At 53.2% G+C, this 26297-nt stretch carries 28 protein-coding genes; 26 read left to right on the top strand and 2 right to left on the bottom strand.

Annotated elements, in window-relative coordinates; all coding sequences use genetic code 11:
* Window positions 1–420: 420 nt before the first annotated feature.
* Window positions 421–978 (bottom strand): hypothetical protein, encoded by a 558-nt coding sequence (locus FO268_RS20725; RefSeq protein ID WP_041335923.1) that lies wholly within the window; start codon window positions 976–978, stop codon window positions 421–423.
* A 346-nt stretch (window positions 979–1324) separates the two neighbouring features.
* Here FO268_RS20725 and FO268_RS20720 point away from each other — a divergent pair, with 346 nt between their 5' ends.
* The 26 genes from FO268_RS20720 (at window position 1325) to FO268_RS20590 (ending at window position 25570) form a co-directional block, all read left to right on the top strand.
* Entirely contained in the window at window positions 1325–1957 is a 633-nt protein-coding gene (locus tag FO268_RS20720) for an STY4526/YPO1902 family pathogenicity island replication protein (RefSeq protein ID WP_052479591.1), read from the top strand.
* 10 nt (window positions 1958–1967) lie between these two features.
* The gene (locus FO268_RS20715; RefSeq protein ID WP_041335920.1) at window positions 1968–2771 is read left to right on the top strand and encodes a PFL_4669 family integrating conjugative element protein; all 804 of its coding nucleotides are present in this window, start codon (window positions 1968–1970) and stop codon (window positions 2769–2771) included.
* A gap of 223 nt (window positions 2772–2994) precedes the next feature.
* The gene (locus tag FO268_RS20710; RefSeq protein ID WP_209005309.1) at window positions 2995–3363 is read left to right on the top strand and encodes a hypothetical protein; all 369 of its coding nucleotides are present in this window, start codon (window positions 2995–2997) and stop codon (window positions 3361–3363) included.
* Window positions 3364–4195: 832 nt separating this feature from the next.
* Complete coding sequence (ltrA, locus tag FO268_RS20700; protein WP_075195095.1) at window positions 4196–5557, top strand: group II intron reverse transcriptase/maturase; 1362 nt, start codon at window positions 4196–4198, stop codon at window positions 5555–5557.
* A gap of 195 nt (window positions 5558–5752) precedes the next feature.
* The gene (gene pilL2 / locus FO268_RS20695; RefSeq protein WP_041335915.1) at window positions 5753–6205 is read left to right on the top strand and encodes a PFGI-1 class ICE element type IV pilus protein PilL2; all 453 of its coding nucleotides are present in this window, start codon (window positions 5753–5755) and stop codon (window positions 6203–6205) included.
* Window positions 6202–7158, top strand: coding sequence for a hypothetical protein (locus FO268_RS20690; protein WP_075195094.1), 957 nt, complete (start codon window positions 6202–6204; stop codon window positions 7156–7158). Before pilL2 ends, FO268_RS20690 begins: the two co-directional genes overlap by 4 nt.
* A gap of 3 nt (window positions 7159–7161) precedes the next feature.
* Window positions 7162–7476, top strand: a complete 315-nt coding sequence (locus tag FO268_RS20685) for a hypothetical protein (protein ID WP_075195093.1) — start codon at window positions 7162–7164, stop codon at window positions 7474–7476.
* A 3-nt stretch (window positions 7477–7479) separates the two neighbouring features.
* Window positions 7480–8262, top strand: coding sequence for a TIGR03759 family integrating conjugative element protein (locus tag FO268_RS20680; RefSeq protein ID WP_075195092.1), 783 nt, complete (start codon window positions 7480–7482; stop codon window positions 8260–8262).
* Between the two features lie 10 nt (window positions 8263–8272).
* A complete protein-coding gene (locus tag FO268_RS20675) occupies window positions 8273–8806 on the top strand; it encodes a transglycosylase SLT domain-containing protein (protein WP_052479589.1) in 534 nt (177 codons plus the stop codon).
* Window positions 8791–9354, top strand: coding sequence for a PFL_4695 family integrating conjugative element protein (locus tag FO268_RS20670; RefSeq protein WP_225316941.1), 564 nt, complete (start codon window positions 8791–8793; stop codon window positions 9352–9354). The genes FO268_RS20675 and FO268_RS20670 overlap by 16 nt, the downstream gene beginning before the upstream one ends.
* Entirely contained in the window at window positions 9354–11405 is a 2052-nt protein-coding gene (gene traD, locus FO268_RS20665; RefSeq protein ID WP_126813329.1) for a type IV conjugative transfer system coupling protein TraD, read from the top strand. The genes FO268_RS20670 and traD overlap by 1 nt, the downstream gene beginning before the upstream one ends.
* Window positions 11406–11408: 3 nt before the next feature.
* Window positions 11409–12137, top strand: coding sequence for a TIGR03747 family integrating conjugative element membrane protein (locus FO268_RS20660; protein ID WP_041335904.1), 729 nt, complete (start codon window positions 11409–11411; stop codon window positions 12135–12137).
* Between the two features lie 281 nt (window positions 12138–12418).
* Window positions 12419–12730 carry an integrative conjugative element protein, RAQPRD family gene (locus FO268_RS20655; protein WP_041335900.1) on the top strand — a complete coding sequence of 104 codons (312 nt, stop codon included), beginning with the start codon at window positions 12419–12421 and terminating at the stop codon, window positions 12728–12730.
* On the top strand, window positions 12727–12984 hold the full coding sequence (locus FO268_RS20650) for a DUF3262 family protein (RefSeq protein ID WP_075195089.1): 258 nt from the start codon (window positions 12727–12729) through the stop codon (window positions 12982–12984). The genes FO268_RS20655 and FO268_RS20650 overlap by 4 nt, the downstream gene beginning before the upstream one ends.
* Before the next feature lie 62 nt (window positions 12985–13046).
* Entirely contained in the window at window positions 13047–13406 is a 360-nt protein-coding gene (locus FO268_RS20645) for a TIGR03745 family integrating conjugative element membrane protein (protein ID WP_041335896.1), read from the top strand.
* On the top strand, window positions 13406–13813 hold the full coding sequence (locus FO268_RS20640; RefSeq protein WP_126813331.1) for a TIGR03750 family conjugal transfer protein: 408 nt from the start codon (window positions 13406–13408) through the stop codon (window positions 13811–13813). Before FO268_RS20645 ends, FO268_RS20640 begins: the two co-directional genes overlap by 1 nt.
* 2 nt (window positions 13814–13815) lie before the next feature.
* A complete protein-coding gene (locus FO268_RS20635; RefSeq protein ID WP_041335894.1) occupies window positions 13816–14490 on the top strand; it encodes a PFL_4703 family integrating conjugative element protein in 675 nt (224 codons plus the stop codon).
* A gap of 1 nt (window position 14491) precedes the next feature.
* On the top strand, window positions 14492–15343 hold the full coding sequence (locus tag FO268_RS20630; RefSeq protein WP_150995119.1) for a TIGR03749 family integrating conjugative element protein: 852 nt from the start codon (window positions 14492–14494) through the stop codon (window positions 15341–15343).
* Between the two features lie 24 nt (window positions 15344–15367).
* The gene (locus FO268_RS20625) at window positions 15368–16837 is read left to right on the top strand and encodes a TIGR03752 family integrating conjugative element protein (protein WP_263645076.1); all 1470 of its coding nucleotides are present in this window, start codon (window positions 15368–15370) and stop codon (window positions 16835–16837) included.
* Window positions 16797–17210, top strand: a complete 414-nt coding sequence (locus FO268_RS20620; RefSeq protein WP_126813335.1) for a TIGR03751 family conjugal transfer lipoprotein — start codon at window positions 16797–16799, stop codon at window positions 17208–17210. The genes FO268_RS20625 and FO268_RS20620 overlap by 41 nt, the downstream gene beginning before the upstream one ends.
* 177 nt (window positions 17211–17387) lie before the next feature.
* Window positions 17388–20510, top strand: a complete 3123-nt coding sequence (locus FO268_RS20615) for a conjugative transfer ATPase (protein WP_150995117.1) — start codon at window positions 17388–17390, stop codon at window positions 20508–20510.
* Window positions 20510–20977: a DUF1525 domain-containing protein gene (locus tag FO268_RS20610; protein ID WP_150995116.1), complete on the top strand. Its 468-nt coding sequence runs from the start codon at window positions 20510–20512 to the stop codon at window positions 20975–20977. The genes FO268_RS20615 and FO268_RS20610 overlap by 1 nt, the downstream gene beginning before the upstream one ends.
* 1 nt (window position 20978) lies before the next feature.
* Complete coding sequence (locus tag FO268_RS20605) at window positions 20979–22124, top strand: TIGR03756 family integrating conjugative element protein (protein ID WP_041335884.1); 1146 nt, start codon at window positions 20979–20981, stop codon at window positions 22122–22124.
* A gap of 49 nt (window positions 22125–22173) precedes the next feature.
* Window positions 22174–23529, top strand: coding sequence for an integrating conjugative element protein (locus tag FO268_RS20600; RefSeq protein ID WP_150995115.1), 1356 nt, complete (start codon window positions 22174–22176; stop codon window positions 23527–23529).
* The gene (locus FO268_RS20595) at window positions 23529–23894 is read left to right on the top strand and encodes a hypothetical protein (protein WP_150995114.1); all 366 of its coding nucleotides are present in this window, start codon (window positions 23529–23531) and stop codon (window positions 23892–23894) included. Before FO268_RS20600 ends, FO268_RS20595 begins: the two co-directional genes overlap by 1 nt.
* 5 nt (window positions 23895–23899) lie before the next feature.
* A complete protein-coding gene (locus FO268_RS20590) occupies window positions 23900–25570 on the top strand; it encodes a conjugal transfer protein TraG N-terminal domain-containing protein (RefSeq protein WP_150995113.1) in 1671 nt (556 codons plus the stop codon).
* A gap of 83 nt (window positions 25571–25653) precedes the next feature.
* Here the strand turns inward: FO268_RS20590 and FO268_RS20585 are convergent, their stop codons facing one another.
* On the bottom strand, window positions 25654–26082 hold the full coding sequence (locus FO268_RS20585) for a hypothetical protein (protein ID WP_150995112.1): 429 nt from the start codon (window positions 26080–26082) through the stop codon (window positions 25654–25656).
* Window positions 26083–26297: the final 215 nt, after the last annotated feature.

The following is a 26297-nucleotide window of genomic DNA, read 5'->3' as shown; positions in this document are numbered from 1 at the left end:
CCCCTTTCCTATTGGCGGAGGTGTTGACTCGATCTTACCCGTCGCGGGTAACGTCCCAGAATCCAGACTTACCCGTGGCGGGTAACCCCTCAGAATCCAGACTTACCCGTGGCGGGTAACCCCTCAGAATCCAGACTTACCCGTGGCGGGTAACCCCTCAGAATCCAGACTTACCCGTGGCGGGTAACCCCTCAGAATTCAGACTTACCCGTGGCGGGTAACCTTCCAGAATCCAGGCTTACCCGTAGCGGGTAACCTCCCAGAATGCAGATTTACCCGTGGCGGGTAGCACCCACATAGATCAGTGATCCGGGTCAGGTAAATAGATACTTGGTTGGGGTGGTATTAGCGGTATCGGGATACGATAGAGCAGAGTTTAGTCGCAGGGTATTAGGGTTGATGGTTCCACATGCTGTGATCTTAAAAGTCATCAGAGGGTTTGTAGCCAAGCTTTTCACATAGGAAGTCAAATTCATCCAGGCTAAAGAAATCGACAGTTATCGATCCTGATTTTTTCTTATGGTTGAAGCGGATCCTGGTTGGCTGGCCAGTATGGTCTGAGATGTCCCTTTCAAGCTTTCGAATATCTGTCTCATTGTCCAGCTTTTTGCCTCGGGCAATTTGTTCTAGTTGAGAGACCGTTGTCTTGGTTTTAAGCAAAAGTTTTAACAAGTCTCGCCGCGTAGGGTAGGGCAGTGAAGCTATTGCCCGCATGTGACCAAATGTGATGCTTACAGGGTACTGGGCCCAAAGCTGGAACTCTTCTAGTGATAAGGATTTGCCAACACGAATAAGGTGTGTGACAACATACTTTTTCCGAATTTTCAGAGCATCCCTAATATCAGCATTCGCATAACCGTCTTCAACGAGGTGCCGAACAACCCACGCCTTCATCAGATTGCTAGACCAGGAAGAAGGAGTTGCTTCGTAGAACTCTATCGCTTCAGCGGCATCAGTAAATATTGGGAGCCTTTCCACGCATTAACCTCAAGTATCTTGGTGTGCAATGCCGTCGCCTGCGAAAGCGCATGGTTGATTGCTAAAAGTTATTCGTGCTCGAATTGTTCCGTAGTCATATGACTACAGCATAAAGTATTGCGTCTGAAATTGCAGACAAAATAAATTTTTTTGCACTAATTACTGACTAAAGATTTGACAGACAGTTACATTTTGTAAATGATTGTCTGAAATTTCAGACAGCCAAAGTGTTAACGGACACGTGTGGACGCAGGACGGGCAGGGATTGTACGGACTGGGTTGTTCCGCAAAGAGGCGCCACAGGCAGCCTCAGGCTATAAACCAGGTTCAGCAAGGAGAATAAGCTGTGTCAGCCTGCGAAAACTTCCGATATGAAAGCGCCCAATTCATCTCAGCACTGTTAGTAAAGACCTTAGGCAATGCCAGAGTCGGCTTTTTCGACTCCGTCGAAGACATTGGCTTGTCCATCGACTCCCTAAGAATTCTTGAATCCCTTAAACCTGACCAAATAACACGCGTCGCAGCGAATTACTGTGCAATGGGGAAATCCCTGGAGGATTGGTTTCCTATCAATGCAGCCAGGATTTCAAAGCTGCTCGAAGTAGAGGCTTCCGAGTCCGAACAGCATGCGATGATTGATGAGATGTTGATGCGTGGAGCGTGTCTTAATCTCATGAAGGAATTCTTCGGGTTGCGGACAACCCACGTCTCGACCAGAAAACGGATCTTGGGTATTCCAACTGTTCGTGGACGGTTGGTAGTTCCAACACATGAAGAACAATGCCGGATCTATGAAGAATGGCTGAATCTCATTGAGGTTACCGATATTCGTCGCCGCCTACTTGAGGTCGCCCGCCGCACGAACCTGCCTCTTTCGATGATCTATCGGGAGATCAAAGAAATTGAGCAGGTAATGAATCAGTCAAAGAACAACGGCTCGATTCCAGTTCAAACTCGTAACCTACAAGTCGCATTCTAAGGAGCAGAAAATGACCGATAAAACATCAAAAATGGCATCAATTGCTCCTACACAGGACATTGAGATCGAATTGGCAACACGACCTGCGCTAAGGCTTTGGCAAGGTCGGGAAAAAACTGAAAAGAAGCATGGCATTCTTGGGCTTCCTGGATTCTGTTCACGAGTACGTTCGCTCGAACAGGCAATACGAGAAGACGATCCCTACGCGGACTTCCACTTTGCTCAAATTGAAGAGGGCATTGAGCATTTGTCGGAGGATCTCGATGCTGAATTGGCTGATATCGAAGAGTTCATCAAGGAAAACGTCCCATCAGCGATGAGGCTTCCAAATGTGGCTTCGAAAAATCCTGTGGTAGTTCCAGTCCGTTTTGCTTCACGTCTCGGTTTTCAGCTTGTTTACCAGCTCCTAAAGGTGGATCAGATTGTTCTGAAGATTTTGCTGGCTAGTCACATCGGCCTTATTGAGACTAAAACCAAGTTTCAGACTTTGGCTCGAGTAGAGAAACGTGTCAGAGGAGTTCTGCACCTGGTTTACAAGTACCGACACACCGGGGTCAGCCGCGACGACATGGCGGCCAATAATCAGCGAGCTCAGAAAGCAAAAGAGCTCATGGGTGAATTGGAGCAGGGTTATTTGGAAGGCACAACTAGATCGCCTAACGCACCATCTCTTCCACAAACGCGACTGAATACTCTGGGCGCCGATCTTTCAAAATCAGAGAAAAAGACCGGTTCGTCAAATCAGGTGAACGCAGAGTTGGAATCCAAATTGGACAGTGTGCTGGCAAAAGCAGAGGCGGAAACAGAAGCCTGATTTCCCGGGGAGTGTTAGGCGACATCATTGGGTGCCTCAGGTCGCGCCCTTTTTTTGTTTCACGTATGGATCATAACCGGCCGAAACTTGGATCGAAACCAGCAATAGTGCTGGATCAGAACCGATTATCAGTGCTTGGATCAGGAGAGGAATTTCGGTGACTATCCCTTTAAATATAAATTTACTAATACCTTTTAAGGATAATGAGGGCGCGAGGCGAAACTTGTACCGCAAGGATATCGAACGATTTCGCGATCGGCTCGATGCCAGAGCTGCTGAACTCAGGGACGATTTGATTTCAAATTTCGGGGAGGATTTCGAGCTGACTATTGCTGGTAGATCGGATGGAACCACTACCAAATATTTCTGGCGATTTCGGTCATCCAAGCGAGACCGGAAATACGTTCGCCTTCATGCTAAGACCGTGACGGACTATCTCAAGGTCTTCGATCCGAACCAGGTGCTACACCTCAAAGACATCGAAGAGGAATTGATCTACCTGAATGCAAACCTCCGACTCTTGAAAGGCTTTATTGATGCGATCGAGCAATCGGAATCAGAACTGGTCGATTTGAGGGCGGCAGAGTTCTAGTTGCGAAATACTCGGCGACCTGCAAGAATTCAAACATCACCAAGCCCCCGGGCTCAGCTGCAAAGTTTTCCCCTTTGCTAATCTCTACTCCTCAATTCAGAAACTGTGAGCTGACCAGGTAAAGATTCCTCTTTGCCAACCTTGGACCGCGTTCGCTATCCCGAATGCCTTGGATAATTCCAGGGCATTCCGGTTAGCGTTCACGGCCTAGCTTCATCTGTGTTAATGACTCGGTTAGCCGGCAAGCAAATCTTGCAGTGATGATAGGACGCCAGACGAGTGGCTTTTGTGTGGTTTTTAGCCATGCCGTGCGATCGCTACAAGCACGCACGAAAATATTGGGGGAACAACGATCCCACCGCCCCATTTCCGGATCAGCCTCAAAATCGGGTTTCGCTATACCCGGCCTCGAATACAGCGAAGCACCCACTGGGGTGCTTTTTTCTTGTGCGCCCGGCACGGGCGCACTCCTGGAGGTGCAAGTCCTCCCGTGAGCTGGCCACAGCGAACGAAGTGAAGCGCAACTGCGGAAGGGCGACCGACCGTGGGGAGGAAGCGTGGATCATAAACCGTGAGCCGATGAACAAGAATCGGATACGAGGCACTGCCAAGCAGGGCGAGCGGGCAAGAAGCCGCGAAGCTCTTGTGGCCAAGGCGAGGTGGTGTAAATCCGGCGGTTGTGCGGTGAAGGAGTGTGTTCTTACCCGGGGAGATCTCGCTTTACGTCTGAAAGGGCGACGTGGCAACACGGAGCGAGAAGTCAGCAGAGGCCATAGTAGCTGCCACGACGGAGCGAAGGGCCGAACGAGAAGGAGCGTCAAACGCCTGGTCGATGAGTAATGTAACGCATCAGATGCCCGCGTCAGCGGGGCGGGTCGCAACAAGGGAAGGTGAAGCCTTGCCGGACGCGTCCAGTGATGAAACAGGACTCCCGCGACGAGAACCGGAGGGCGCAGGGCGAAACCTGCTTGCGCAGGCGTTCGCACGAGAGAATATGCAGCGGGCATGGAAGCGCGTGAAGGCCAACAAAGGATCGGCAGGTGTGGACGGGCTGGATATTGCCCAAACCGCGGAACACCTGCGATGGGTGTGGCTGGAGCTTCGCCAGCAACTGCTGAGCGGCTCCTACCAACCACAGCCCGTTCGTCGGGTAGGCATCCCGAAACCGGACGGCAGTGAGCGGGAACTGGGTATCCCCACCGTCACCGACCGTCTGATTCAACAGGCACTGTTGCAAGTGCTGCAACCTCTGATTGACCCCACCTTCAGCGAGCACAGTCACGGCTTTCGTCCGGGTCGTCGGGCCCACGATGCCGTGTTGGCTGCGCAACGCTACGCCCAGCAGGGCCGCCACATCGTGGTGGACGTTGACCTGTCGAAGTTCTTCGATCGGGTCAATCACGATATCCTGATCGACCGCCTGAAGAAACGCACCACCGACCCCGGAGTTATCCGACTGGTTCGTGCGTATCTGAATGCGGGCATCATGGATGGTGGCGTGGTCATGGATCGGCATGAGGGCACGCCGCAAGGCGGGCCGCTGTCGCCGTTGCTGGCCAACGTTCTGCTGGACGAGGTGGATAAAGAGCTGGAACGCCGAGGGCACTGCTTCGCTCGTTACGCCGATGACTGCAACGTTTACGTTCGCAGCCAAAAGGCGGGAGAACGGGTCATGCAGATACTGCGCCGCTGCTATGGAAAGCTGCGTCTGGTGATAAACGAAGCCAAAAGCGCGGTAGCCAGCGTGTTCGGTCGCAAGTTCCTCGGCTATGCCCTGTGGCAAGGGAGGGGCGGACACGTCCGATGCACGGTAGCAACCAAGGCGTTACAGGCGTTCAAGCTCAGGGTCAGACAACTGACCCGAGGCTCAGGTGGTCGCAGCATGGAACAGGTGGTGGAGAAGCTCCGCAGCTACTTGCTCGGCTGGAAGGGGTACTTCAGACTGGCACAGACGCCACGGATCTGGCGGTCACTGGATGAATGGATACGGCGCCGTTTGAGAATGCTCCACCTCCGGCATTGGCGACGGGGCACGACGATCTATCGGGAGCTTCTGAAGTTGGGAGCAAAGCCCGAGGTTGCGCAATCCGCCGCAGCTCTGAGCCGCCGCTGGTGGCACAACAGCCTCTCTGCCATCCACCATGTGCTAACGATTGCCTACTTCGACCGTTTGGGCGTGCCGAAACTCTCGTGAACCTCAACTTCTCGAACCGCCCGGTGCGGACCCGCATGCCGGGTGGTGTGGGAGGGGCGGAGCCTTATGGCTCCCCCCTATCCCGATTTCTGCAGAGGGCAAGAATAAACGGTCATCGACCCGTGACCTTTTAAACCGCAATTCAATAGGGAAACCCCATAGGCTACCCCTGAATTCTATTCAGAGGTTTTTGCCATGAAAGTTTTACCCCTTGCTTTGCTGTGCTGCCTCTCTGTCTCAGCATACGCAGAATCAGTCATTCCTACTGACCAGGCAGAACGTGAACAAGTGGAGCGGGTGCAAACTGGCCGGTATTCGTTTGTTCAAAATATTCCGCCAGTTGATCAGCTGAATCCCTTGAAGGTGGTTATTCGCACTCGGGTTCCTCAATCAATCAATTCCGTAGGACAAACCGTTGAATTTCTCCTGGCACGCTCAGGCTACGTTTTGGCAGATGCCTCTGTACTAAGTGAAGAGGCTAAGGTGCTCCTCGATCTTCCTCTCCCAGCCATTCATCGAACTATTGGGCCGATGACCTTGGACCGCGCTTTGAACACCCTTTCCGGCGAAGCCTTCGAGCTGATCGTAGATCCTGTTCATCGCAAGGTTGCCTTTGAGCTGTCTGAAAAGCTGGGAGGCAAGTCATGAGCAAACTGCAAAAGGGTATCGTGCAGAGTATTTCACCGGCCGCCAAGAACAGGGAGCCTGAGCAAGTAGCATTGCCCGAGGCTCATGACGCATTCGAGGAAGCTGGAGTCGCGACAAGCGAGTTTCGTGATGCCGGCCCCGAACAATCCGAGGATGAACCGGAGAATTTCGATCTGGATCTTCCGGTGGCTGAGTCTCGGGAAGCCGTCAGCTCAAAGAGCGAATCCAAAGTTGAGCCAGAACCAATCCCCGTAAAGGCCAAAACCTCCAAAAAGAAAGCACCTAAAACTTCAGGAGGTGGTGGGAAATTGCTGAGTGGCTCAGCCTTGGTCATTTCGCTACTGGCGCTCAGCGTTGCGGGAGTGATCGGCTTTAAGCAGCTCGATAGCGACAGTCAGATCCGGCAAACGGTTTTCGGCCTGCAGGAATCCATCTCGGATCTGGTAACTCAGGACAGCGAGATCACTCAGAGTCTTGCACAGACACAGTCTGCTGTTTCTGCAAATACCGCTCGCATCTCCGACATTGAACAATTCCGGTCAGACCTGGCAACCATGTCTACCGTGCTGGACAGCATCCAAAATGAACTGGGTGCTATCAGGACCACGTTAGGAGATCATCGGGGAATCCTTGATGAGCACCGCCTCGATATCGATGTCGTCAGCAAGAAAGTCAAAACCCTCAGTGAGCGACCGGCACGGACTGTCGTTAAAACCGTACCGGCGCCAGCGCCTCAGCCAGTTGCAGAAGTCCAGACACTGGAGGGTGCCACGGTTGCCAGTATCGACATGTGGGGTGTTGAGCCCTACGTCGTTCTACAGGACTCATCAGGTGGTTGGGTTCCCCTCAAAGTCGGTGATTACTACCGAGGATGGAAACTTCAGGGTGCCGTGAATGGTGAGGCGGTTTTCAAAGCCGGCTCGAAAGTTCGACGCCTGAGCGTGGAGGGTTAAGAGATGGAACCAATCACATTGGCAGGTCTTTTTGTTGTGGCTGTTGGAGGCGGAATGTATTTCAACGCTGCTGATCAGCAAATGCATGAGGACACAGCACCACAAGCCGAAAACGTTTCTGAGGTTGCTTCCGAGAGCACGAGTTTTGCCCGGGGCATTTTCATTCCAACAGATAGTGGTTACTACATTTCGAATCTTTCATCGGAACCGGTGAAAGTAGAGGGCTGCGATCAGCCGGTCCTGGTCGCCGACCTGAGTCAGCCCCGATCAACGGAAGGACGGGAAGTCTCGACAGTCATGGTCGATTGCGAGGGGTAATTCATGATTCGCAAAACCCTCTTGGCTTCTCTTCTGGTCAGCGTAGTAACGGCTGACATTGCGATAGCACAGACTCCGACAGACACGCGCTCGATGGGGAATGTTTCCTCTCAGGCGCAATCGAGTCTCGATCAGAAGTCCGGCATGCAACTGACGGATGAAGAACGGTCTCTGGCTAAGCAGTGGATGCTCAAAGAGTCTGACTGGATCAAGTACAAAAAGATCATGTCGGGTCCGCGAGGCATTTGGTCTCCGGGACTTGATCCACTCACGGCTCTCGGCGTTTCCGAGACGGACGCTGCTGAGCGTGAACGCTACGCCATGATCTGGATGAAGGTCGAATCTCGGCGCATGGAACTGGAATTAGCCTTCGAAGTGGAACGCATGAAAGCGGCCAAGGACTTGTTCGGCGAAAACCCCGTCGTGATTGATGCTCCTCATTGGGAGCAGGAGTGGAATGAGAAGTACAACGCGACCACGACTCACGTTGCTCTGTTTGTAAACGACTTCTGCCTCGAAGATTGCGAAGACCTGGTCAGCGAAGTCAGAAAATCTGTGTCTCGAAACTCTCGTCTGGACATTTTTTTCAATGATGGTGCTTCAGCGGAGTCCATTTCCAAGTGGGCACGCCACATGAAGATCGATCCGGAAATTGTCCGAGCGCGGAAAGTCACGCTCAACTTCGAGTCTGGGAAGGCTGAAGAGTTTGGCGTTGATCTCGACAACCTCCCTGCGGTTCGAACCTTCAATGTCGCATCGGGCGACATCACCGAATACGGCGAGTGAGGGTAGGGCGGTGAAATACCTTTTGGCGTTTCTGATCGGTGCCGGTTTGTGGGGGGACGTTCATGCCTCCCAAATTCCACCGATGTATCAGTTGGTCAGTCAGGAGCAGAAGGTACCGGCAAAACTTTTCTTCGCCATAGTTTTGAATGAGTCCAGAACTCGGACTGAGCATGCAAACCGAACACTGCCTTGGCCCTGGACGATCAACCATCGTGGAAAGGCGCACTTCTTCAAAACACGCGAAGCGGCTTTCCGGTTTGCAGACGGCCTGGTCAAGGCGGGGGATTACCACTTTGACGTGGGCTTGGGGCAGATGAACTGGCGCTGGCATAAAGAAAGGTTCCGCTCACTTTGGGACGCTTTTGATCCCTACCTGAATCTCACGGCAGCGGCTCAACATCTTCGTGAACAATTCGAACGACCGGAATGCTCATCATGGGAGCTGGCCATTGGTTGCTATCACCGGCCAGCGCAGCGCCCGAAAGACAAACAAATCGCCAATGCATACAGAGAGAGAGTCATACGCTTATGGGCCAATATCTGAAAAAAGCAGCAATAGGCATTGCGTTGGCCTCAGCACTTGTTCTTCCGGTCCATGCTGGAACCATGAAAGAGCAGCTCAAGGGATTCTATGAACTCGAGGTTATTGGTGATTTTGGCGGCCAGTCCGCAGAACCATTCCTTCCTTCAGATTCCGATTTTAAAGAGCAACTGCAGAAACTGAAGGATGAACGCCGAGGCAAAAGGTTTTTGGTCTCGAATCTCCCTGTTTCGTCACCGTCATTAACTGTGGGCAGGGTCGGTCCTCAAGAGGCCGCTGGGATTCGTTATGACATGCTGAGCCGGCCCATGTTCATTATCGGTTACGACTCCGTTTCCATTAACTGGCTCAAACAGAACCGGCGTTTCCTGAAAGAGAAGCGGGCCATTGGCTTGGTGGTGAACGTAGCGACTGTCGAAGAGATGAATCATTTGCAGTCCGTGGCAGGTGAGGGAATCTTGCTACAGGCGACCAATGGCGAGCAGATGGCAAAAGCCATCAACCTGCGGCACTACCCGTTCTTTGTTGATAAGAATGGAGTGATGCGCTGATGGCCACCCAGACGCTCGAGGCTTTGCTTCGCCCGCCGGTTGAATTCTATTCCGGAACAGTCAGCGTATGTGCGGCCGGCATTTGCCTGGCCGCCCCCTCATTACTGATGATGACTCCGAGTGTCGCCTACACTTCTGCTGTCATTCTGGTTGTCTTTGGACTCTATCGCTTTTACCAGGGGTCCAGCGTCATCAAGTATCAGCGAAACCTGAGGCGGTTGCCGCGTTTCGCCATGTCTTCTGACCAGATCCCCTGTTTCAAGAATCACCTTTACCTCGGACAAGGGTTTCGCTGGACCCAGACGCATACCCAGCGTTTGAAGGACACCATGGCGCCCATCTCAGCCAAGTACATCCGTCCGTCCCGGATAAACAACTTCGCGCGTGAGCTCGAGCGCAAACTGGAAGGGTCGAAGCTCCAATGGATCGCAGATCTGACCAGTAAAGATCACCCTCTGAATCCTGTTCGCCCATACCCGGCCGTGGGTGGCAATCCCGTAACCCACGCCGTCGAGCTTGAAGAAAAGCAGGTATTGCTGGCGATGTCAGAGCGGGTGGGACACACCCTTTGCCTGGGAACCACACGAGTCGGTAAAAGTCGGCTGGCTGAAATCCTGATCGAGCAGGACATTCGCAGGAACGACGGGCCAGTAATTCTGCTGGATCCAAAATCTGACGCCGGACTACTCACACGAATGTATATGGCTGCCAAGAGGGCAGGGCGGGAAGACGATTTCTACATGTTCCACCTTGGGTTTCCGGACTCTTCCGCCCGTTACAACGCAGTCGGAAATTTTTCGAGGATCACTGAGATCGCCGGTCGTATCTCTGGCCAGCTTTCAGCCGAGGGTAACAGTGCCGCGTTTAAAGAATTCGCATGGCGCTTCATTAACATTGTCGCCCGGGCATTGGTAAGCCTGGGGCAGCGTCCGGATTACAACAACATTCTTCGGTACGTGACGGACATTGAACCGCTGTTCTGCGAATACATGGACTGGTGGTTGCCCAGGAATGGTGAAGAAGGCTGGATCGAGGACATCAATGCGATGACAGGCGACGCCGAGAAGAAATACAAGGCCAACCCCCGACTTGCAAAGCACGCCAATCCCCGAACAGAGGCCCTGAGGCAGTACGTTGAACAGTTGCACGTCAGCGATCCGGTACTTCACGGCCTTCTATCCGCCTTGCGGTACGACAAAACCTACTTCGACAAGCTCGTGGCCAGTCTTCTGCCGCTTCTCGAAAAGCTGACGACCGGCAAAATCGGGAAGCTGCTCGCCCCTGATTATTTCGACGTTACCGACGAGCGGCCCATTTTCGACTGGACCCAGATCATACGGAAGCGAGGCATCGTGTACGTTGGGCTGGATGCCATGAGCGATACGGAAGTTTCCTCCGCAGTGGGGAATTCCATGTTCTCGGACCTGGTAAGCACCTGTGGCCATATCTACAAGCATGGTTTTGAACACGGAATGCTTGAGGGTCAGGCCAATTCACTTCCAAAGGTTTGTCTTCACGCCGACGAATTCTCTGACCTGATCGGAGATGAGTTTCTGCCGATGGTCAACAAGTCCGGTGGATCGGGTATGCAGATCACTGCTTATTCTCAGTCTCGGCAGGACCTCGAAGCTAGACTCGGAAATGTCGCCAAGGCACGGCAGGTTGAGGGCAACTTCAACAACCTGATTATGCTTAGGGTAAAGGAAAAGGACACGGCCGAGCTGCTGACGAATCAACTGCCTGAAGTCGAAATTGCCCAGATTATGACTGTCTCTGGTGCCAATGACTCGTCCGACACAGACTCAAGCGTCGACTTTACCTCAAGCACCCAGGACCGGATTTCGATGCTGCGGGTCCCGATGCTCGAGCCCGGTCACATCACTGCGCTGCCAAAAGGTCAGGCATTTTGTCTTCTGGATGGCGGTCAACTCTGGAAGGTTCGTTTTCCGTTACCCGTTGAGGACGATGACGATGATATGCCGGAAAACATGCAGGCTCTGACCCGGGAAATGGATCGGAACTATCATACAGCTGAGCAATGGTGGAACTGACAAATGCCAGAGGGTAAATCGGAACATCCCGCTCAGAAGCGTGGCTTTGTCGGCAAATCAATCGATCTGATTCTGAAAGTCATTGGCCTGCTGTTGTTCAGTGCGTTCATGTCGATCGTCATAGAGTGGATCAACATGGGCTTCTTCCAGGATGAGCCCACCTACAAAAATGCGGAAGAGATGATGTTCCAGGAGATCGGCTATCTGAGTGAATCGCTGAACTCGAAAGACCAAACAAATGAGGGCGCTGTGAATTCCGCAAGCTCGACCATTACCAAAGTGGTCAGCTTTCTATTTGTCGATTCTGGCCTGCTGGACAGTTTGCAGTCGGTGAGAACACCCGACGCCAACGACGGTCAGATTATTCTGATGATGAAGGGCGTGATCGCCGAATATTATGAGTACCTGATGGCGGCCATATATATCCTGATCATGTTCTTCGTCCGGATTGCGGTGCTAATGCTCTCTATGCCGGCTTTCGTGCTATTCGGGGTCGTTGGCGTCTGTGACGGACTGATGCAGCGTGACTTAAGGCGGTGGCGCGGTGGAAATGAGTCTGGCTATGTCTATCACTGGGCGAAAAAGTTTGCGATTCCGACTCTTGCCCTCGCGTGGATTTTATACCTGGCGATTCCCAGTTCCATCCATCCGAACTATATGATCACACCATTCGCTGTCCTGTTTGGACTGTGTTTAATGGTGATGAGCTCGAAATTCAAAAAGTACCTCTGAGTATTGTTTGAACCTCAGCAAGCCCCGCCCCTCATTACGAGGGGTTTTTCTCGAAACTCCGGCTGGGTGCTCGCAAGTCCGGCTCATATCGAGCGTTTCTTACCTTTGACGATCCACTTAATACGCACAATTAGCCCATCTATGGGCGCAATTCCGATCAACGTCCACACACGTTTCCTCCCCTTTTAAAAGGTCACCAACCTGTGACCTTTTGATCAGCCTTTTTACAAGTGTGCCTGATTAAATCGCTCTCATCAGAACTCACCAGATAAGAGATCACGATGAGAGTTTTCAAAACGATTCTTTTTTCCAGCCTGATTGCGACCAGCACAAATGCAGCTGCGGACATCTGGGCGGAGCGTGAAGCGCTCTCAAACATCCAGTCCGAGTTGGCGGCTCTGGAGGCGCTGGTTCTGAACGCTCGCGCCCGAAGCAATGCTTCTGACCGGACGCAGTTTGACTACGAGATTCTGTTGAGTGACCTGCGAAAGATCCAGCACGGCATTACGCATCACCTGACAGTACCCATGGAGCCAGTGGTTCCGTCAACCATCGACGCTCTCAGCGTCAACTACACCGAGCACAAGCAATGAGTCCTGATCAGCATCAATGGTTTCAGGATGGCTCTGGTTGCAATGGTGCCGCCTCTTGCTGGATGACAGCAGCGAACCTTCTGACCTTGGCCCAAATGATTGCCGTTGTCGCAGTGATTACGTTCATCGCCTGGACCTGCATGCAGGCCTACGAAAACTGGGCGAACGAGGAGATTAAGTCCGGACAAATGATCTTCATTTGGGCGCGGGCGGTCTTCGTTCTCCTCGTGATGCTCTTCCTAATCATCAACTGACCAGCGCAGTAACCCTAGCAGTACCCAAAAAGCACCATCCCAAAAACTAGGAGAAATCCAGAATGAAACAAGCAATGCAGAAGTACACGGCAATGAAAGCAGCTGCGGCAATGGCGTTCCTGTCATTCGGCACTCAGGTTCAGGCAGCTCTGCCAGCCACCGCTAACCCGACCAACGCACCGGCCCAGGGCGACTATATCGGTCTGCTTAAAGGTTACGCCTTTGATATCGCCATCGTCCTCGGTCTGATCCTCGGCACCATCGCGTTTCTGGCTGTCGCCAAGAACATGATTGCGACCTACAACGAGATTGGCGAAGGCAAGAAGACCTGGGGCGACATGGGTATGCACGGTGGCATGGGCGTTTTGTTGCTTGTCTTCGTGGTCTACCTCCTGACGCAAGCGGCTACCGTGATTTTCTAATGGAAAAGATCGGTATGAAGGGTCGAGAAATCGACTTCATCCCAGACCGGCTCATTGAAGAGCCGGTCGTTTTCCGGGGCCTGACGGACACGGAAGTGGTCGTGCTGATAATCGCAGGCCTGGTCTTCTGGATCCCCGTTTCCGTTCTTCTTCTCTTGCCATTCGGATGGGGACTTTTCGGAGTCGGTATCGGTGTTGGTATGGCCATCGTCTCGCTTTTGCTGGTTGGCAGATACCTCACAGGGCTGAAGCGCCGCCGGCCAGATGGTTTGCACATCGTCTATCTCAAAAAGATCGCACAGCAAAAATTCAGCTTTATCAATTTCGACTACATCGAGACCTCTCAGGCCTGGGACATACGCCGCGAGAGAACGGTAGTGAAAGTTAAAACCAAAACGGAGGACTGAGAGTGGCGCGTTTAAAAAAGGCTCTCGACGGACGGGATGCTCACATTCTGACACTACGAATTTTTGTCGGGATTCTCGCGATCGCCCTGATTTACAGCATCCTCGGATGGAAAGAAGCCCCGGAGCGGATCAAGATTGATATTCCGCCTGACCTGCGCTCTGGCTCCACTCGTGGCATCAACGAGCGGCATCCGTTCAACGTCTACGCATTCGGCTATTACATCTGGCAGCAGATGAATAACTGGCCTGTCGATGGCAAAGACGATTACAAGCAGCAGATTGAACGACTGAGCTGCTACATCACCCCCCGGTTTAAAGGTGAACTCGAGCGCGATTATGAGCAACGTCGGCTCGATCATGAATTGACCCGCACCCGGGCACTGCAGGAAATGCCTGATCGCCCATACACGCCCAAGCGTGTGTACACCGAATCCAAAGACAGTTGGGTGGCCTTCTACGACGTCAACGTTAAGGAAACCTTCCGGTCAGAAATCGTGAAAGACATCTTTGTCCGTTACCCAATCCGCTTGGTTCGCTGGGATGTTGACCCCGAATGCAATCTTTGGGGCCTTGCCTTGGACGGTTTCTACAAAAAACCGCGTCGTCTTGAGGGCGCCATTGTCGAGAACGACGACGTCCAAAACACCAACACTACATCTCCAGAATTGGGTGAGTGACATGCGTAAGTACATCCTGAAATCCCTAATCTTTTTTTTCATGGCCGGGTCGGTCACGGCAACAGAGATCATTCATTACCAAAACCTGCCGGTCACGATCGAGCTGCATAAAGGCCAGGAACGGTCGATCCAGTTCGGTTCACATGTCCAGGTTGGAGTGACAAAAGGGCAGCAGATGAAGCAGCTGTTCCGCGTCCAGTCGGCCCAAGGTGCTGTTCACTTCAAACCGTATGAGGAATTCGACAAGCAGCGGGTCCAGGTCCGTCGCATGGCCGACGGTCAGGTCATTCTGCTTGACCTGATTTCGACCGAAGCGCCCGAAAACGCGGAAGAGCTTGAGGAAATTCGCATTGTTCTGGAAACGGACAACGAGGTTCCGGAGGCGGAAGCCGTAGCCGCGATGCCAGAGCCAGTGAAGCGAGTCACTCCGATCGATCTGACACGCCATGCCGCGCAGCGCCTTTATGGTCCGACTCGACTTCACCGGGATCGCGCCGGGATCTCCGAGATCACGCTTGGCGTGAAAGGAGCGGTTCGCATTTTCAAAGGTGACGCGCGTTACGCCACGGTTTCCAAGCCGGTCCTTGGTTACAGCGGTGGCGGCTATTACCTCGCGGCGATGTACGTCCGCAATATTTCCGACCGTGCCATTGGACTCGATTACCTGGATCTGAATCTCCCGTTCTCCCATGCCACCTTCCAGCATCACTCGCTGGAGCCAAATGGTACTCCGGGAGACAGCACCATCCTCTACCTGATTTCAGAGCGGCCGCTGAAGGAAACCCTGTATCCGTGGACGCATTACCAGGATTTGCGTCAGGAAACTCAGTCCATCATCAACGCCAAGAACTGAGGACACGACATGAATGCAAACATTGTGGTCAAAGGTCTTGCGGTTGTCGTTGTTGCCGTCCTGTTCGTGGTGATCATGAAAGGTGGTAAATCCGACGAGGCTCAGGCCGGTGCGGTTGCTTCAGCTTCTGAACTGGAGGGTCTATCCGCCATTGAATCGGGCCCAGCCATTGTCGACAACGGGCTTGCAGTAGATCCGCTGGCTGACGATTACCTGAAAGATGAATTCGGGGTGGACGTCGATACGCCGGTTGAAACCATGAGAACACTGACGAAAGAGACGCGCGCTGTCCGCGAAGATTCGGTCAAGCTACAGAAAGAAAATGAGCGCCTGAAGCAGGAAATCTCTAAGTTGCTCAAGATGGAAGGCAACCTCAAAGGGCGCATCGAGAATCGGTTTCAGAATGCTGAACGTGACGCCGAAGCAAAGCAGCGTGAGCTTGAGCACACACAGGATCTAACCCGCGGCCTTGTTGCTCGCCTGGAGAAGCGTCTTGAAGAGTTGCAAGGCCAGGAGGAAAGCAGCCAGACCTCTGCCAATGGCTATGACATCAATTCAGCGGGCATCCCGACGGGCCTGGGATACGATCAAACCGGATCCCCGGTGGATTATGACCAGGTGGTGTGGACGAACCCGCTAGAGGCAACAGTCGATCCTACGGATCCGTCGAAGATTTCTCTGCCCGATTTCTCGCTGAACCCAGATGAATTGCCGGCGCCGGCCGCAGGGATCGCGCGGAACGCAACCGAAAAGAGTAAGGAAGAGCGGTCAATCAAGGCTTACACGATTCCGGACAACGCGACTCTGCTCGGCTCAATTTCCATGACTGCGATGCTGGGCCGGATTCCGGTGGGTGGGCAGGTAGTTGATCCATACCCCTTTAAGATCATGGTGGGACCAGAAAACCTGTCCTCGAACGGAATCAAAATCCCCGGCCTGAACGGCATCAAAATGTCCGGCATTGCCAAAGGCGACTGGACTCTATCCTGCGTCAGCGGCCAGATCGAGAGCATGACGTTCACATTCCAGGACGGAACTCTGGTGACCTTTCCTGAACCCGGCGCCTCCGGCGCTGAGCCTATCGCCTGGTTCTCTGATAAGTATGGCATCCCCTGTGTAACCGGTAAGCGCATCACAAACGCACCCAGTTACCTCGCGCAGCGAATCGGGCTCACAGCGGCCAGTTCCTACTCAAAGGCGAAAGCTGACGCCGAATTTGCCACACAAACCAATGCCTTTGGCGGTTCGACCCAGGCCTTGACAGGGGATCCGACTGTTGTCGCCCGAAACGATGCCATTGCCAGCGGTCTGGATGAAGTCACGGACTGGCTGGACGAGCGCCAGAGCAATTCTTTTGACGCGATTTATGTAGAGCCAGGCACTGAGATTGTTGTGCATGTGACTGAGCAAATCGCTATCGACTATGACCCTGAAGGAAGAAAGGTAAATCACTATGCAGACCTCTCGCGCCGTTCTGATTACCAGCTTGATTAGCCTCTCGTTGGCAGGTTGCGCCAACAAGGACAACTTCATTCCGCAGCCCGACAGGGACATGGCAACCGTTTATGGCCAGCACATGAGCGGAATTGGGGATGGCAAGCTCATTGATACCCGGTCGCTAATTCGCCGCCCAATGATCGAGGGCGATGTGGAGCTTAGTGACTACGTTCGCACCGAGAAAACCCAGTTGCAGAGCAAGTTCAGAATGCTGCCGAACCCGAAAATGTACATGTTCGTTGGTCCGCATCTGGCGACCCAGGACGAAGTTCCAATTCCGGGTTATTTGACCGAATTCAGAATGTGGGAAAAGGACCATTATGCGCTTCCCGGAGAGCTTTCTGATCTTGGGAACCGATTCGGAGACTGAAGGGTGAGAGCCGTAAACCCAAACACAGTGAAAGTAGGTCTTCCGCAGACAAGCAGAACGAAAACCGCATATTTGATTCAGGGACGGGTGTGGGATCGGAAAGGTGATAAGGCCGCCTTCCCAGCCACGGCTGATAGCCCTGCACCCGAGATAGCGCAAGGACAGGAGGCGTAATCCGTGGACTTAGCCAAGGCAATTAAAGACATTCTGGTGCCGGCACCGAAGAAACCGGTGAAACCGAACGTCGGAATCCAGACTGCCAGTAATGACGGGGAAGGGCAGCGCAAACCACTCACGAAAACTGCGGTAAAGCGCATTTACCGCCGCCCCTCATCGTTCGTTGAGAAACTGCCTTGGTATGAATTCCAAAGCGAGTCTCAAACGATGCTGTTGGATGACGGGAAAAGCGTAGGTGCTGTTTTCGACATCATCCCGATTGCCACAGAAGGTCGTTCCTACAACTGGTTGCAGAATCGGCGGGATATGATTCAGGACGCCCTTCAGGACTGCTTCGAGGAAATGACGGCAGGGCCCTGGATCATCCAGCAGTACACCTATGATGACGACAACCTGGAAGATTACATCCAGAAATTGCGTCTCTACCCGAAGCACTACTGCCGGGATTCATCGTTCACTCAGGAATGGCTGAGAACGATGGAAATCCATCTGCGCGGAATCTGTAAGGAAGGCGGACTGTTCGAGGATAAAGAAGTTCTCGATGCGCCCTGGAGTGGTGGCCAGCGCCGGATCAAACTCGCTGTCTACCGGAGACTGCCCGAGAAGTGGAAATCCTACGCGGGCATGACGCCGGAAGAAGAGCTCAATGACACTATCGAAAAGCTGGATGCTGCTTTCCGAGATGCTGGAATTGGCCTGGTTCGTAATGGCGGAAAGGAAGTCTATGAATGGCTGTTGAAGTGGTTCAATCCGCGTCCGGAGCTTACCGACGGAGATCGCCAGAAGTTCGTTGAACTGGCGTCCTACCCAGACGAGGAAAGTTTGCCGGCCGGTGATGATTTCGCTGAAAGCCTGTTCTTTGCTTTGCCAAAGTCTGATGCCCCGTCACAAACCTGGTGGTTTGATGGCCTCCCACACCGTTGTTTGCGAGTGCACAAGATTCGTCGGACGCCCAAGATCGGCCAGATCGCCGGCGAAGTAAGTGCGACCACTCCGGACGGCCTATCAACCGGCAAAGCTTCCTGCATGATGGATAAGATGCCGCCAGGCACTATGATCGCAACGACCATTATCGTCACGCCTCAGGACGAAGTTCAGAACCATATCAACCGGATTCAGGACAAATCCAAGGGTGAGTCCGTCGACGCAACGATGACGCGCGAAGACTGCGAAGTTGCCAAGTCTCTTATGGGTAACAAGCACAAGATCTATCGCTCGATGATGTGTGTTTACCTGCGTGGCGAAAACCTGAAAGACCTGCGCAAAAAAACCAACGCGGCCAGTACGATTCTGCTGACGAATCAGCTCGCGCCGGTTCGGGAAGAAGACGAATCCCTCGGCCTCGATGCGTACATTTACAACCTGCCCATGGTTTACGAGCCCAGCATGGACGCCAATTTCAAGGCGACCCGTCCTGTTTGGGCCCAACACCTAGCAAACCTTACCTCCCTTTTCGGGCGGCATCGCGGTACCGGAAATCCGGGGCAGACCGCCTTTAATCGCGGTGGCGAGCCGGTGTCCTACGACCCGTTCAACGGGAATGACCGCAAGAAGAACGCGCATGGCCTCATTCTTGGCCCGACCGGTGCCGGCAAGTCGGCACACATCACCAACATGTCAGCCCAGATCATGGCACTCCAGCGCCCGCGGCTGTTCATTGTTGAGGCCGGTAACAGCTTTGGTCTGCTGGCTGATTATTTCGCCTCTCAGGGCCTGTCTGTAAATAAGATTCAGCTCAAGCCTGGGGCAGGGGTATCGCTGCCGCCTTTCGTAGACGCCGATCAGATGCTGTCCAAAGATGAGGAAGATCTGCTTGGCTCGCGAATCGTCTCTGATTCTGCATTGGTTGGCGAAGACGACTTGATCGCACACATCCCCGAGAAAATCCGCATCGGTGACATCACCAAGTCCTATGACGAACTGACCGAAGCAGAGCGCAAGGATGTTCGCGCCCGTGCGGCCATGGACGTTCTGGCCGACATGATGATGGATGAGGACTCGGGCTCGGACGACGAGGGTGACGAGCAGCGGGACATTATGGGTGAGATGGAAATTGTCGCCACACTGATGATCACCGGCGGTGAAGAGGAGGAGGCGAAAAAGCTAACCCGTGCAGACCGGCGGATGATCCGGGATGCGATTCTCAATGGCGCGAAGCTCGCCAGGTCAGAAGGCCGCCGCACCATGACTTCGGATGTCTCGGAAGGATTCCGGATGATCACGAAAGATCCGGCCTACCCGGAACACCGTCAGTCCCGTGCTTTCGAAATGGGAGAATCCCTACGGATGTTCTGTGATGGGTTCGAGGGCGAGGTCTTCAATACAGATGGAGATGGCTGGCCGGATACCGATGTGACTATCGTAGACCTAGCGACGTTCGCCCGGGAGGGTTACAACGCTCAGCTGGCGATCGCCTATACCTCAATAATGATGCGGATCAACAACCTTGCCGAGAAGCATCAGCACGACGAGCGTCCGATCGTGATGCTGACAGACGAAGGGCACATTATCACCACAAATCCATTGCTGGCGCCGTTCGTGGTCAAAGTCGTGAAGATGTGGCGAAAGCTTGGTGCCTGGTGGTGGGTAGCGACTCAGAACATGGGGGACTTCCCCAACTCCGCCCGCAAGATGCTCAACATGATCGAGTGGTGGATTGCCCTGGTTATGCCTCAGGACGAAATCGAGGAAATTGCGCGTTTCAAAAACCTCAGTATTGAGCAGAAGCAGCTCATGCTTTCTGCTCGGAAAGAGCCCAAGAAGTACACCGAGGGCGTTGTTCTGTCCGAAAACATGGAAGCCCTGTTTCGGAACGTCCCGCCCTCGCTTTACCTGTCCTTGGCGGGCACGGAAAAAGATGAAAAAACCGAGCGTGCCAAATACATGCGCAAGTTCGGCATCACGGAAGTGGAAGCTGCGGAGTATGTCGGCAAGATGATCGACTTTTACCGTGGCATCGCTCCGAAACCGGCCGATCCGGTACCGGCGGCGAATAATCCCATGTCTCAAGCCCGGGTCACTCTCGAGCGCCTTGAGAAACTCCAGAGCGAGCAGGGCCAGCAGGTTGTTGCCAAAGAAGTCATGGAAACCCTTCGTGCGACCGTTGCGGAGGAGGACAACTGATGAATCGTCATCTGCTTCAATCCTTGGGTTTTGTCGTTACGGTGCTTGCCAGTGCCTCAACGCTCGCGGCTGACTCCATACAGACCATCCGGATATTTGAAACCAATGATCAGTTTGTCCTGCAGGACGAGCGCTTGTCTGACCGGGTGCAAATTGAGGTATACGACATGGACTCCAAAAATCGCGCAACCAAGCAGCTCAATCAACGGATGCGTGCCTTGGTCCCGAAGAAGATCCAACCCACCAAGGTCGAGAAAGCATATAGAGACGCTTTCAGCCAGGTGCTTAACAGCGCCCACTGGCCAGCGATCAATCAGGAAATACAAGCAGGGGCCCAGGCCATTGAAGCTGCGATGCGCTTTGGCATCGAAAAGCTTCCGGCCATCGTTTTCAACGACCGCCAAGTGGTTTACGGCGAGCGCTCATTAAAGGCGGCACTGGCCGTCTATAGCCGGGAGAACCACTGACATGCGGACGTTCATTTCTCTGGTGTTTCTGGTGTTGATTGGCAGTGCCGGGAACGCTTTTGCCTACCCGAGCGAGTGGACGAACTACGACCCGGGCGATTTGGACGCAGTCAGGGACGCGACCATTACGGACACCCAGAACCGCCTGGAAGAACGTGATGGCCAGGTGGAATGTATCGCCTGTCATGGCGAGCTGAACGACACCTACGATGGCGTCATCGATACCTTCGAAATCGTCGATCAGACCATGTCCGCCGCTCTGAGCTGTATGGACTGGGAAATCCGTGGTGCTTGCATCTGGATGACCTGTGCCGCCTTTGTCTGCTGGGTAGACACGTCCATCAAGGTCAAAAACTTTGTACCGGACCTGGTGGTGCAGTCTTATGACCGCGCTGCCGGGGAGCCATGGACCGAATCCCAGGACATAAACCAGATCTCAATGGCTGAGAACGATTCCTCATGGGTGACAACCATGATTGGATGGGTCACGAACCACAACGTCGACAAGGTAGAAGGTGGCCGCTCCAATGAAGCCACCCGTTATGACCATGTAAACCTCGATTTCAAATTGGTGGACTCATACGGGAATCCTGCGCTGGTGGCTTATAACACGCTGGCCCAGGGCCTATTTGGAATGGTCTGTGCAGGACGTACCTTCCCGTTCTATCCCTATTTCATCTCAAACCTGGACTCCATCGCCTGGCGCTGGCACCTGCCGGAATTTTTCTACCCGATTTCATGGGCGGTCGGCATGGATAGACTCGGATCTGGCCACAACAGTTATGGAGGTGTATTTCCCAGAAGCGGGTTTCTGACCCAGGCGGACGGTCTTAAATCGGGTGTTCTTACCGCTTTTCGCGCCATGCACTTCGTGACCCGCCCGAACGAGCCTCACCTTTATTTCACCATCGGTCAGCCCAGTGAAGACGGATATTGGCCGCCCGGCCCACTGAATCAGAACGATAAAGATACCGGTGTCTTCCAGATGTTGTATCCGCAGGATGAAAGCTCATGCCAAAAGTTTCCCTATGGCGCCACACCCTCAATGAGTAAGCGTTCCGACGACGATTCTTATGTCTGGAATTTCTGGCGAGCATACAAGTGCTGTCAACGACGGGGGTCGTCTTTGATTTGGCACTCTGGCTGAAGACGTTCCAAACCGACCGTCATCAAAAGATTTATAAGGATTTAAGGCAATGAAAAATCGTAATCAATGGATTGGCGTGGTGCTTGCGGGATCGTTGGCGGCTAGCGCGAATGCGATGGAAACAACGTCGCCCCGGCTGAACACACTGATGGACTATCAGATTGGGGGAGGGCTTATTTCTGGTCCGCCGACCAAAATTCACTCGATACCGATTTTGAGTTTTGGTGCAGGCTGGGATTTGAACATGGCATGTGGTGAGTTCGATCCAAAAATGACGGTGAAAAACCAGTTGAACGGACTCACGGACGGTTTCAAAAACATGATGGACAACGTCATTAACAGCGCGACAGCTGCGGTTGCCTCCCTGCCGGCGTTGGCCATTCAAAAAGCCGATCCTGGACTCTATGACCTTCTTCAGCAGGGCATTCTGCAGGGCAAGATGGACTTTGAATTCGCCGAATCGTCCTGTCAGGAAATGGCGAATCTGATGATGGGCGATTCCACCGATTACCCATGGGAAAAGTTCAAGATGAACGCCAAGGTGGCGGACTGGTCCTGGAATATTGGGGCTACTGGTGGTGATGCTGTGGCAGCAAAAGAGAACGTGGATGGCTCTAACCACGGCGATGCGGGCTCAGAATGGGTCTGCAACAGCAAAAAAGGTGGAGCCGGACAGCCGCCAATCCGTGCCTTAAGAGACGTTGTGATGGTGGGCTACAACGTCCTGTTTGATCGCAACGACAGCTGTGACTCGGCGTCTGTGTCCGTTGCAGACGGGCAGGGCAACGCGCTTTGGGAATACTGGAACGGTCCGATTCAGGCCGCCGATTGGGCAGTATCCGTGGTCGGCGATTCTGAAATCCGAACCTGCGATAACTGTAAAAAAATCACTTCCCGCCCTGGCAAAGGTCTAGCCTACCGTCATCGTGACATGGAACAGGATCTTTACGATGACCTCGAAGACTTGGTGGACGGAACTACGGCTCTCAGTTGGCAAAACCTGAATCGGGTTTCCGCTCCTCCTGGGGTCCGTGTGACCGATCTTGTCATCAAAGCCATCCGAAAGCGTAATCCAACCGTTCAGGAAGAGATGCTGCGCAAATTGTCGAGCGAAATTGCGTATACACGTCTTGTTGAGCAGGGTCGCTTCCTAACTCAAATGCTCCGTTCGGGCGTTAAAGAGCCGAACGTTGCCAACATGGATACCGCGATCGCCATTATTGATAACGCGATTGATCACCTGAACGTTGAGTTGGCCCAACTCGATCAGGAAATTGAGACCCGCGAGGCGGTAGCAGAGAGAACAATTGGCCATTTGCTAGGCACCGAAGAGCGGATCTACCAAAACACAAACCTACCGTCAGGCAACAAACCGTCCGGCCTGAACAGTTTTGGAGTTCAGTGATGCAAAAAACCCGGAAGTTCCTGATGGTTTCTATGGGCGGCGTCGCTGCCCTGATGATCATCGGCATGGTTGTCGCGGCTTTGACGGATACTTCGGCAGAGGAGGTCAAATCCCTCGACTTAATAGCCGAATTGACCTGGTACAGAGTCGCCTTTTTTGTCGCCATAGTGGCCGCTTGGCCAGCGATTTCTCGCTACGCCACCCGTTTGCCGGATCGCGGCGAAACGTCGAACGAGAAGTGGCTTGCGCTGGAAAAAAAGCATGCCGCGGACTTTAAGTTCATGCGATCGCAGTGGTGGAAAATTGCTCTGTTGCTGGCGTTTGTCGAGATCGTACTTATCCAACAGTTCGGCATAGGGAGATAGCCGGAATGGTCGCCAATACCTACCTCGAAATTTACACAATGATGTTTGGCTGGAATATGTACGAGGCCATCTGGGATGTCCTCGTCGGAACCGGGGTGGCTCTGATTCCCTTCATTGTTGCTGTCGTGAGTACATTTAAGGAAAACTATTCCGCCGGCAATGCCAGTGAGACGATCAAGAGCATGGAAACAACGCTGCTCGGAATGATCCTGGTGCTCATGTTGTGCGTCATCCCCTATAAAAGCATGTCCACGACGCTTTCTGGCGTTCGCTACGAGGTAACGGTTCAGGATTGTGGGACGGCCTCGAACACCAATACACCCTCCAGCACTGCGTCAGGGACCGGAGACAATACCCAAACGGGCTTTGATTCTGCTATGAGTGATCTCCAGACGTGGCAGGTTCACAAACCGGTTGCCTGGACGCTGGTCGAAACCGTTTCAACGGCCATTACGCACACTTCCATCAAATCCATGACCTGCGTGAACAACTACGAGTTCATGTTGATGAGGATATCCAATATCACCATCCAGGATGAAACCCTACGTAAGGACATCCAGAACTTCTACGAAGCCTGCTATAAGCCGGCCGTGAACAAGTACAAGGCCAACCCGCCGGTCGATCCGGTGACAGGCAATCCCATGGTTTTGACCAACGTTGAACCCTGGGAAGACATCGATTGGGTGGGCAGTCGCATTCTGTTGGGCTACGCCGATGCCTATTACCGGGATAAAGAGCTATACGTTGCGAACTATGAGAACAAGGGATTCTCCCGACAACCTACATGGCGAGATTCTGACGCAGCCCATCAAACCGGTGTCTATCCATATTGCGAAGAAGTCTGGCTTGGCGAGAGAAATGCTGCGGGATGGTTCAACAATGGCGGCGATGGGTTGCGAGAGAGGATTCTTGACGACATTCCTGACGATGAAGTCGGGGACATTGTTGATGACTGGAAGACTTGGGGTGCTGGCGTTTTCAGCAAACAGACCGAGCCGGACCAGGTCAAAGAAGACATGATCCTGAAGCTGATTCTTGAAAATAACCACAGTGATCTGTCAGCAGCTACTCAGCTGGACATGAGCAATAACTTTGACGCGAATAAAGGCTTCTGGTCCCAGATGTGGGATAACGCGACTCAGCTGGGCAACGTTCTGACGTCAGCCAACGAATTTCTGCAGGCCAACGCTATACAGCAGATGTTCAAAGTGGCCGGGCCCATGTTGTTGGTTATGTTCCAGATGATCGTGGTCATCGCGGCTCCTTTCGTAATGATTTTTGGAAGCTATGGCTTCAGCTCCTTTTTCGCATTGGCGGTTACCTGGTTCAGCCTGGAATTTATCAATGCCATCTGGGCGGCAGCTTACTGGTTCGACAACCGGATCCTACAGATCTATGCGACCAACGCAGGCTGGTTTGATGAGATGACCAATAGCCTTCTGATCCGGATTGTCAGCATGAGCTCCATCTTTATTCTGCCAATGATCTGGCTGTCCATCATGGCCATGGCCGGAAGTTCAATGCTTCGAGGCATGGGTGGTGGCGGTGTAGGCGGCGGTATGGCTGCCGGAAGCTCGGCCTTTGCTGGCGGCATGGCTGGGACTATGCGGAACACCAGAGGTCTTTTACCAGGCAGAGGCGGTAACCAAGGCGGCGGAAGCCGAGGCAGGAAATAAGAATAGAGCCAGAGTTATAGGGCGGCCGACTGGCCGCCCTGTTTCTTTTAGGCGGCTACGTTACGGCGATCTATGCTAAGAGGCTATCTAGGAGGCTCGTTGCCGTAGTAAACATCGTGAGACTGGTCGTAAACAGCATCGGTGGGGTGCAGCGGCTCTTTGAATACAGAGCCAGGCGCTCTGTGATCGTCATATGGCTCCGACCCGTCACCGCGCAGTATTCGCCAGATAATCGAGATTATAGCCAGAACGAGGGCAAAAGCCATGCTGACCAGCCACACCATAACTTTGAACCACCAGTATTCGCCGTACTTCTGGGCAGACCGCTCGTAGACCTTTGAAATTGGGTGAATCGCAGCAAATCCGCACAGTATGCCACCGCAAATCCATCCCCAAGTCTCTTTGAATGAAACACCATCACCGGCAGATAGGCTGACCAGAAACAGCAGCGCGACGCCCGCGCCAAGGCTACACTTTCGTGCTATTCCGTTGTGAACGATTGTCTTGTCCATGACGCTGAATCCCGCTCAAAAAATGATCGATTGTGACAGGTCCAAGTAAGGTCTGCGCTGGACGACCGACAGCGCACTTTATCAATAAGGTTATCCACAGAATTTGTGGAAAAGTCGCCGATCCATTCGGTTGCAAAGCCAGTTTATGGTTATGCAAGTCATGACTTTTTTCCGCTGTAGTCCTTAGGTATACACGACTATGCTTCACTGGCAAG

Source organism: Marinobacter denitrificans (assembly GCF_008795955.1).
Lineage (GTDB): Bacteria > Pseudomonadota > Gammaproteobacteria > Pseudomonadales > Oleiphilaceae > Marinobacter > Marinobacter denitrificans.
This window is presented reverse-complemented; position numbering and strand designations above follow the sequence as displayed.

Bases quoted from the DNA above. Each gene is read 5' to 3' on its own strand.
- FO268_RS20660 (WP_041335904.1), top strand. From the start codon at position 11,409: ATGCCAGAGGGTAAATCGGAACATCCCGCTCAGAAGCGTGGCTTTGTC.
- traD (WP_126813329.1), top strand. From the start codon at position 9,354: ATGGCCACCCAGACGCTCGAGGCTTTGCTTCGCCCGCCGGTTGAATTC.
- FO268_RS20610 (WP_150995116.1), top strand. From the start codon at position 20,510: ATGAATCGTCATCTGCTTCAATCCTTGGGTTTTGTCGTTACGGTGCTT.
- FO268_RS20620 (WP_126813335.1), top strand. From the start codon at position 16,797: ATGCAGACCTCTCGCGCCGTTCTGATTACCAGCTTGATTAGCCTCTCG.
- FO268_RS20585 (WP_150995112.1), bottom strand. From the start codon at position 26,082: ATGGACAAGACAATCGTTCACAACGGAATAGCACGAAAGTGTAGCCTT.
- FO268_RS20640 (WP_126813331.1), top strand. From the start codon at position 13,406: ATGGAAAAGATCGGTATGAAGGGTCGAGAAATCGACTTCATCCCAGAC.
- ltrA (WP_075195095.1), top strand. From the start codon at position 4,196: ATGAGTAATGTAACGCATCAGATGCCCGCGTCAGCGGGGCGGGTCGCA.
- FO268_RS20690 (WP_075195094.1), top strand. From the start codon at position 6,202: ATGAGCAAACTGCAAAAGGGTATCGTGCAGAGTATTTCACCGGCCGCC.
- FO268_RS20595 (WP_150995114.1), top strand. From the start codon at position 23,529: ATGCAAAAAACCCGGAAGTTCCTGATGGTTTCTATGGGCGGCGTCGCT.
- FO268_RS20715 (WP_041335920.1), top strand. From the start codon at position 1,968: ATGACCGATAAAACATCAAAAATGGCATCAATTGCTCCTACACAGGAC.
- FO268_RS20655 (WP_041335900.1), top strand. From the start codon at position 12,419: ATGAGAGTTTTCAAAACGATTCTTTTTTCCAGCCTGATTGCGACCAGC.
- FO268_RS20670 (WP_225316941.1), top strand. From the start codon at position 8,791: ATGGGCCAATATCTGAAAAAAGCAGCAATAGGCATTGCGTTGGCCTCA.
- FO268_RS20600 (WP_150995115.1), top strand. From the start codon at position 22,174: ATGAAAAATCGTAATCAATGGATTGGCGTGGTGCTTGCGGGATCGTTG.
- FO268_RS20650 (WP_075195089.1), top strand. From the start codon at position 12,727: ATGAGTCCTGATCAGCATCAATGGTTTCAGGATGGCTCTGGTTGCAAT.
- FO268_RS20630 (WP_150995119.1), top strand. From the start codon at position 14,492: ATGCGTAAGTACATCCTGAAATCCCTAATCTTTTTTTTCATGGCCGGG.
- FO268_RS20605 (WP_041335884.1), top strand. From the start codon at position 20,979: ATGCGGACGTTCATTTCTCTGGTGTTTCTGGTGTTGATTGGCAGTGCC.
- pilL2 (WP_041335915.1), top strand. From the start codon at position 5,753: ATGAAAGTTTTACCCCTTGCTTTGCTGTGCTGCCTCTCTGTCTCAGCA.
- FO268_RS20590 (WP_150995113.1), top strand. From the start codon at position 23,900: ATGGTCGCCAATACCTACCTCGAAATTTACACAATGATGTTTGGCTGG.
- FO268_RS20645 (WP_041335896.1), top strand. From the start codon at position 13,047: ATGAAACAAGCAATGCAGAAGTACACGGCAATGAAAGCAGCTGCGGCA.
- FO268_RS20685 (WP_075195093.1), top strand. From the start codon at position 7,162: ATGGAACCAATCACATTGGCAGGTCTTTTTGTTGTGGCTGTTGGAGGC.
- FO268_RS20680 (WP_075195092.1), top strand. From the start codon at position 7,480: ATGATTCGCAAAACCCTCTTGGCTTCTCTTCTGGTCAGCGTAGTAACG.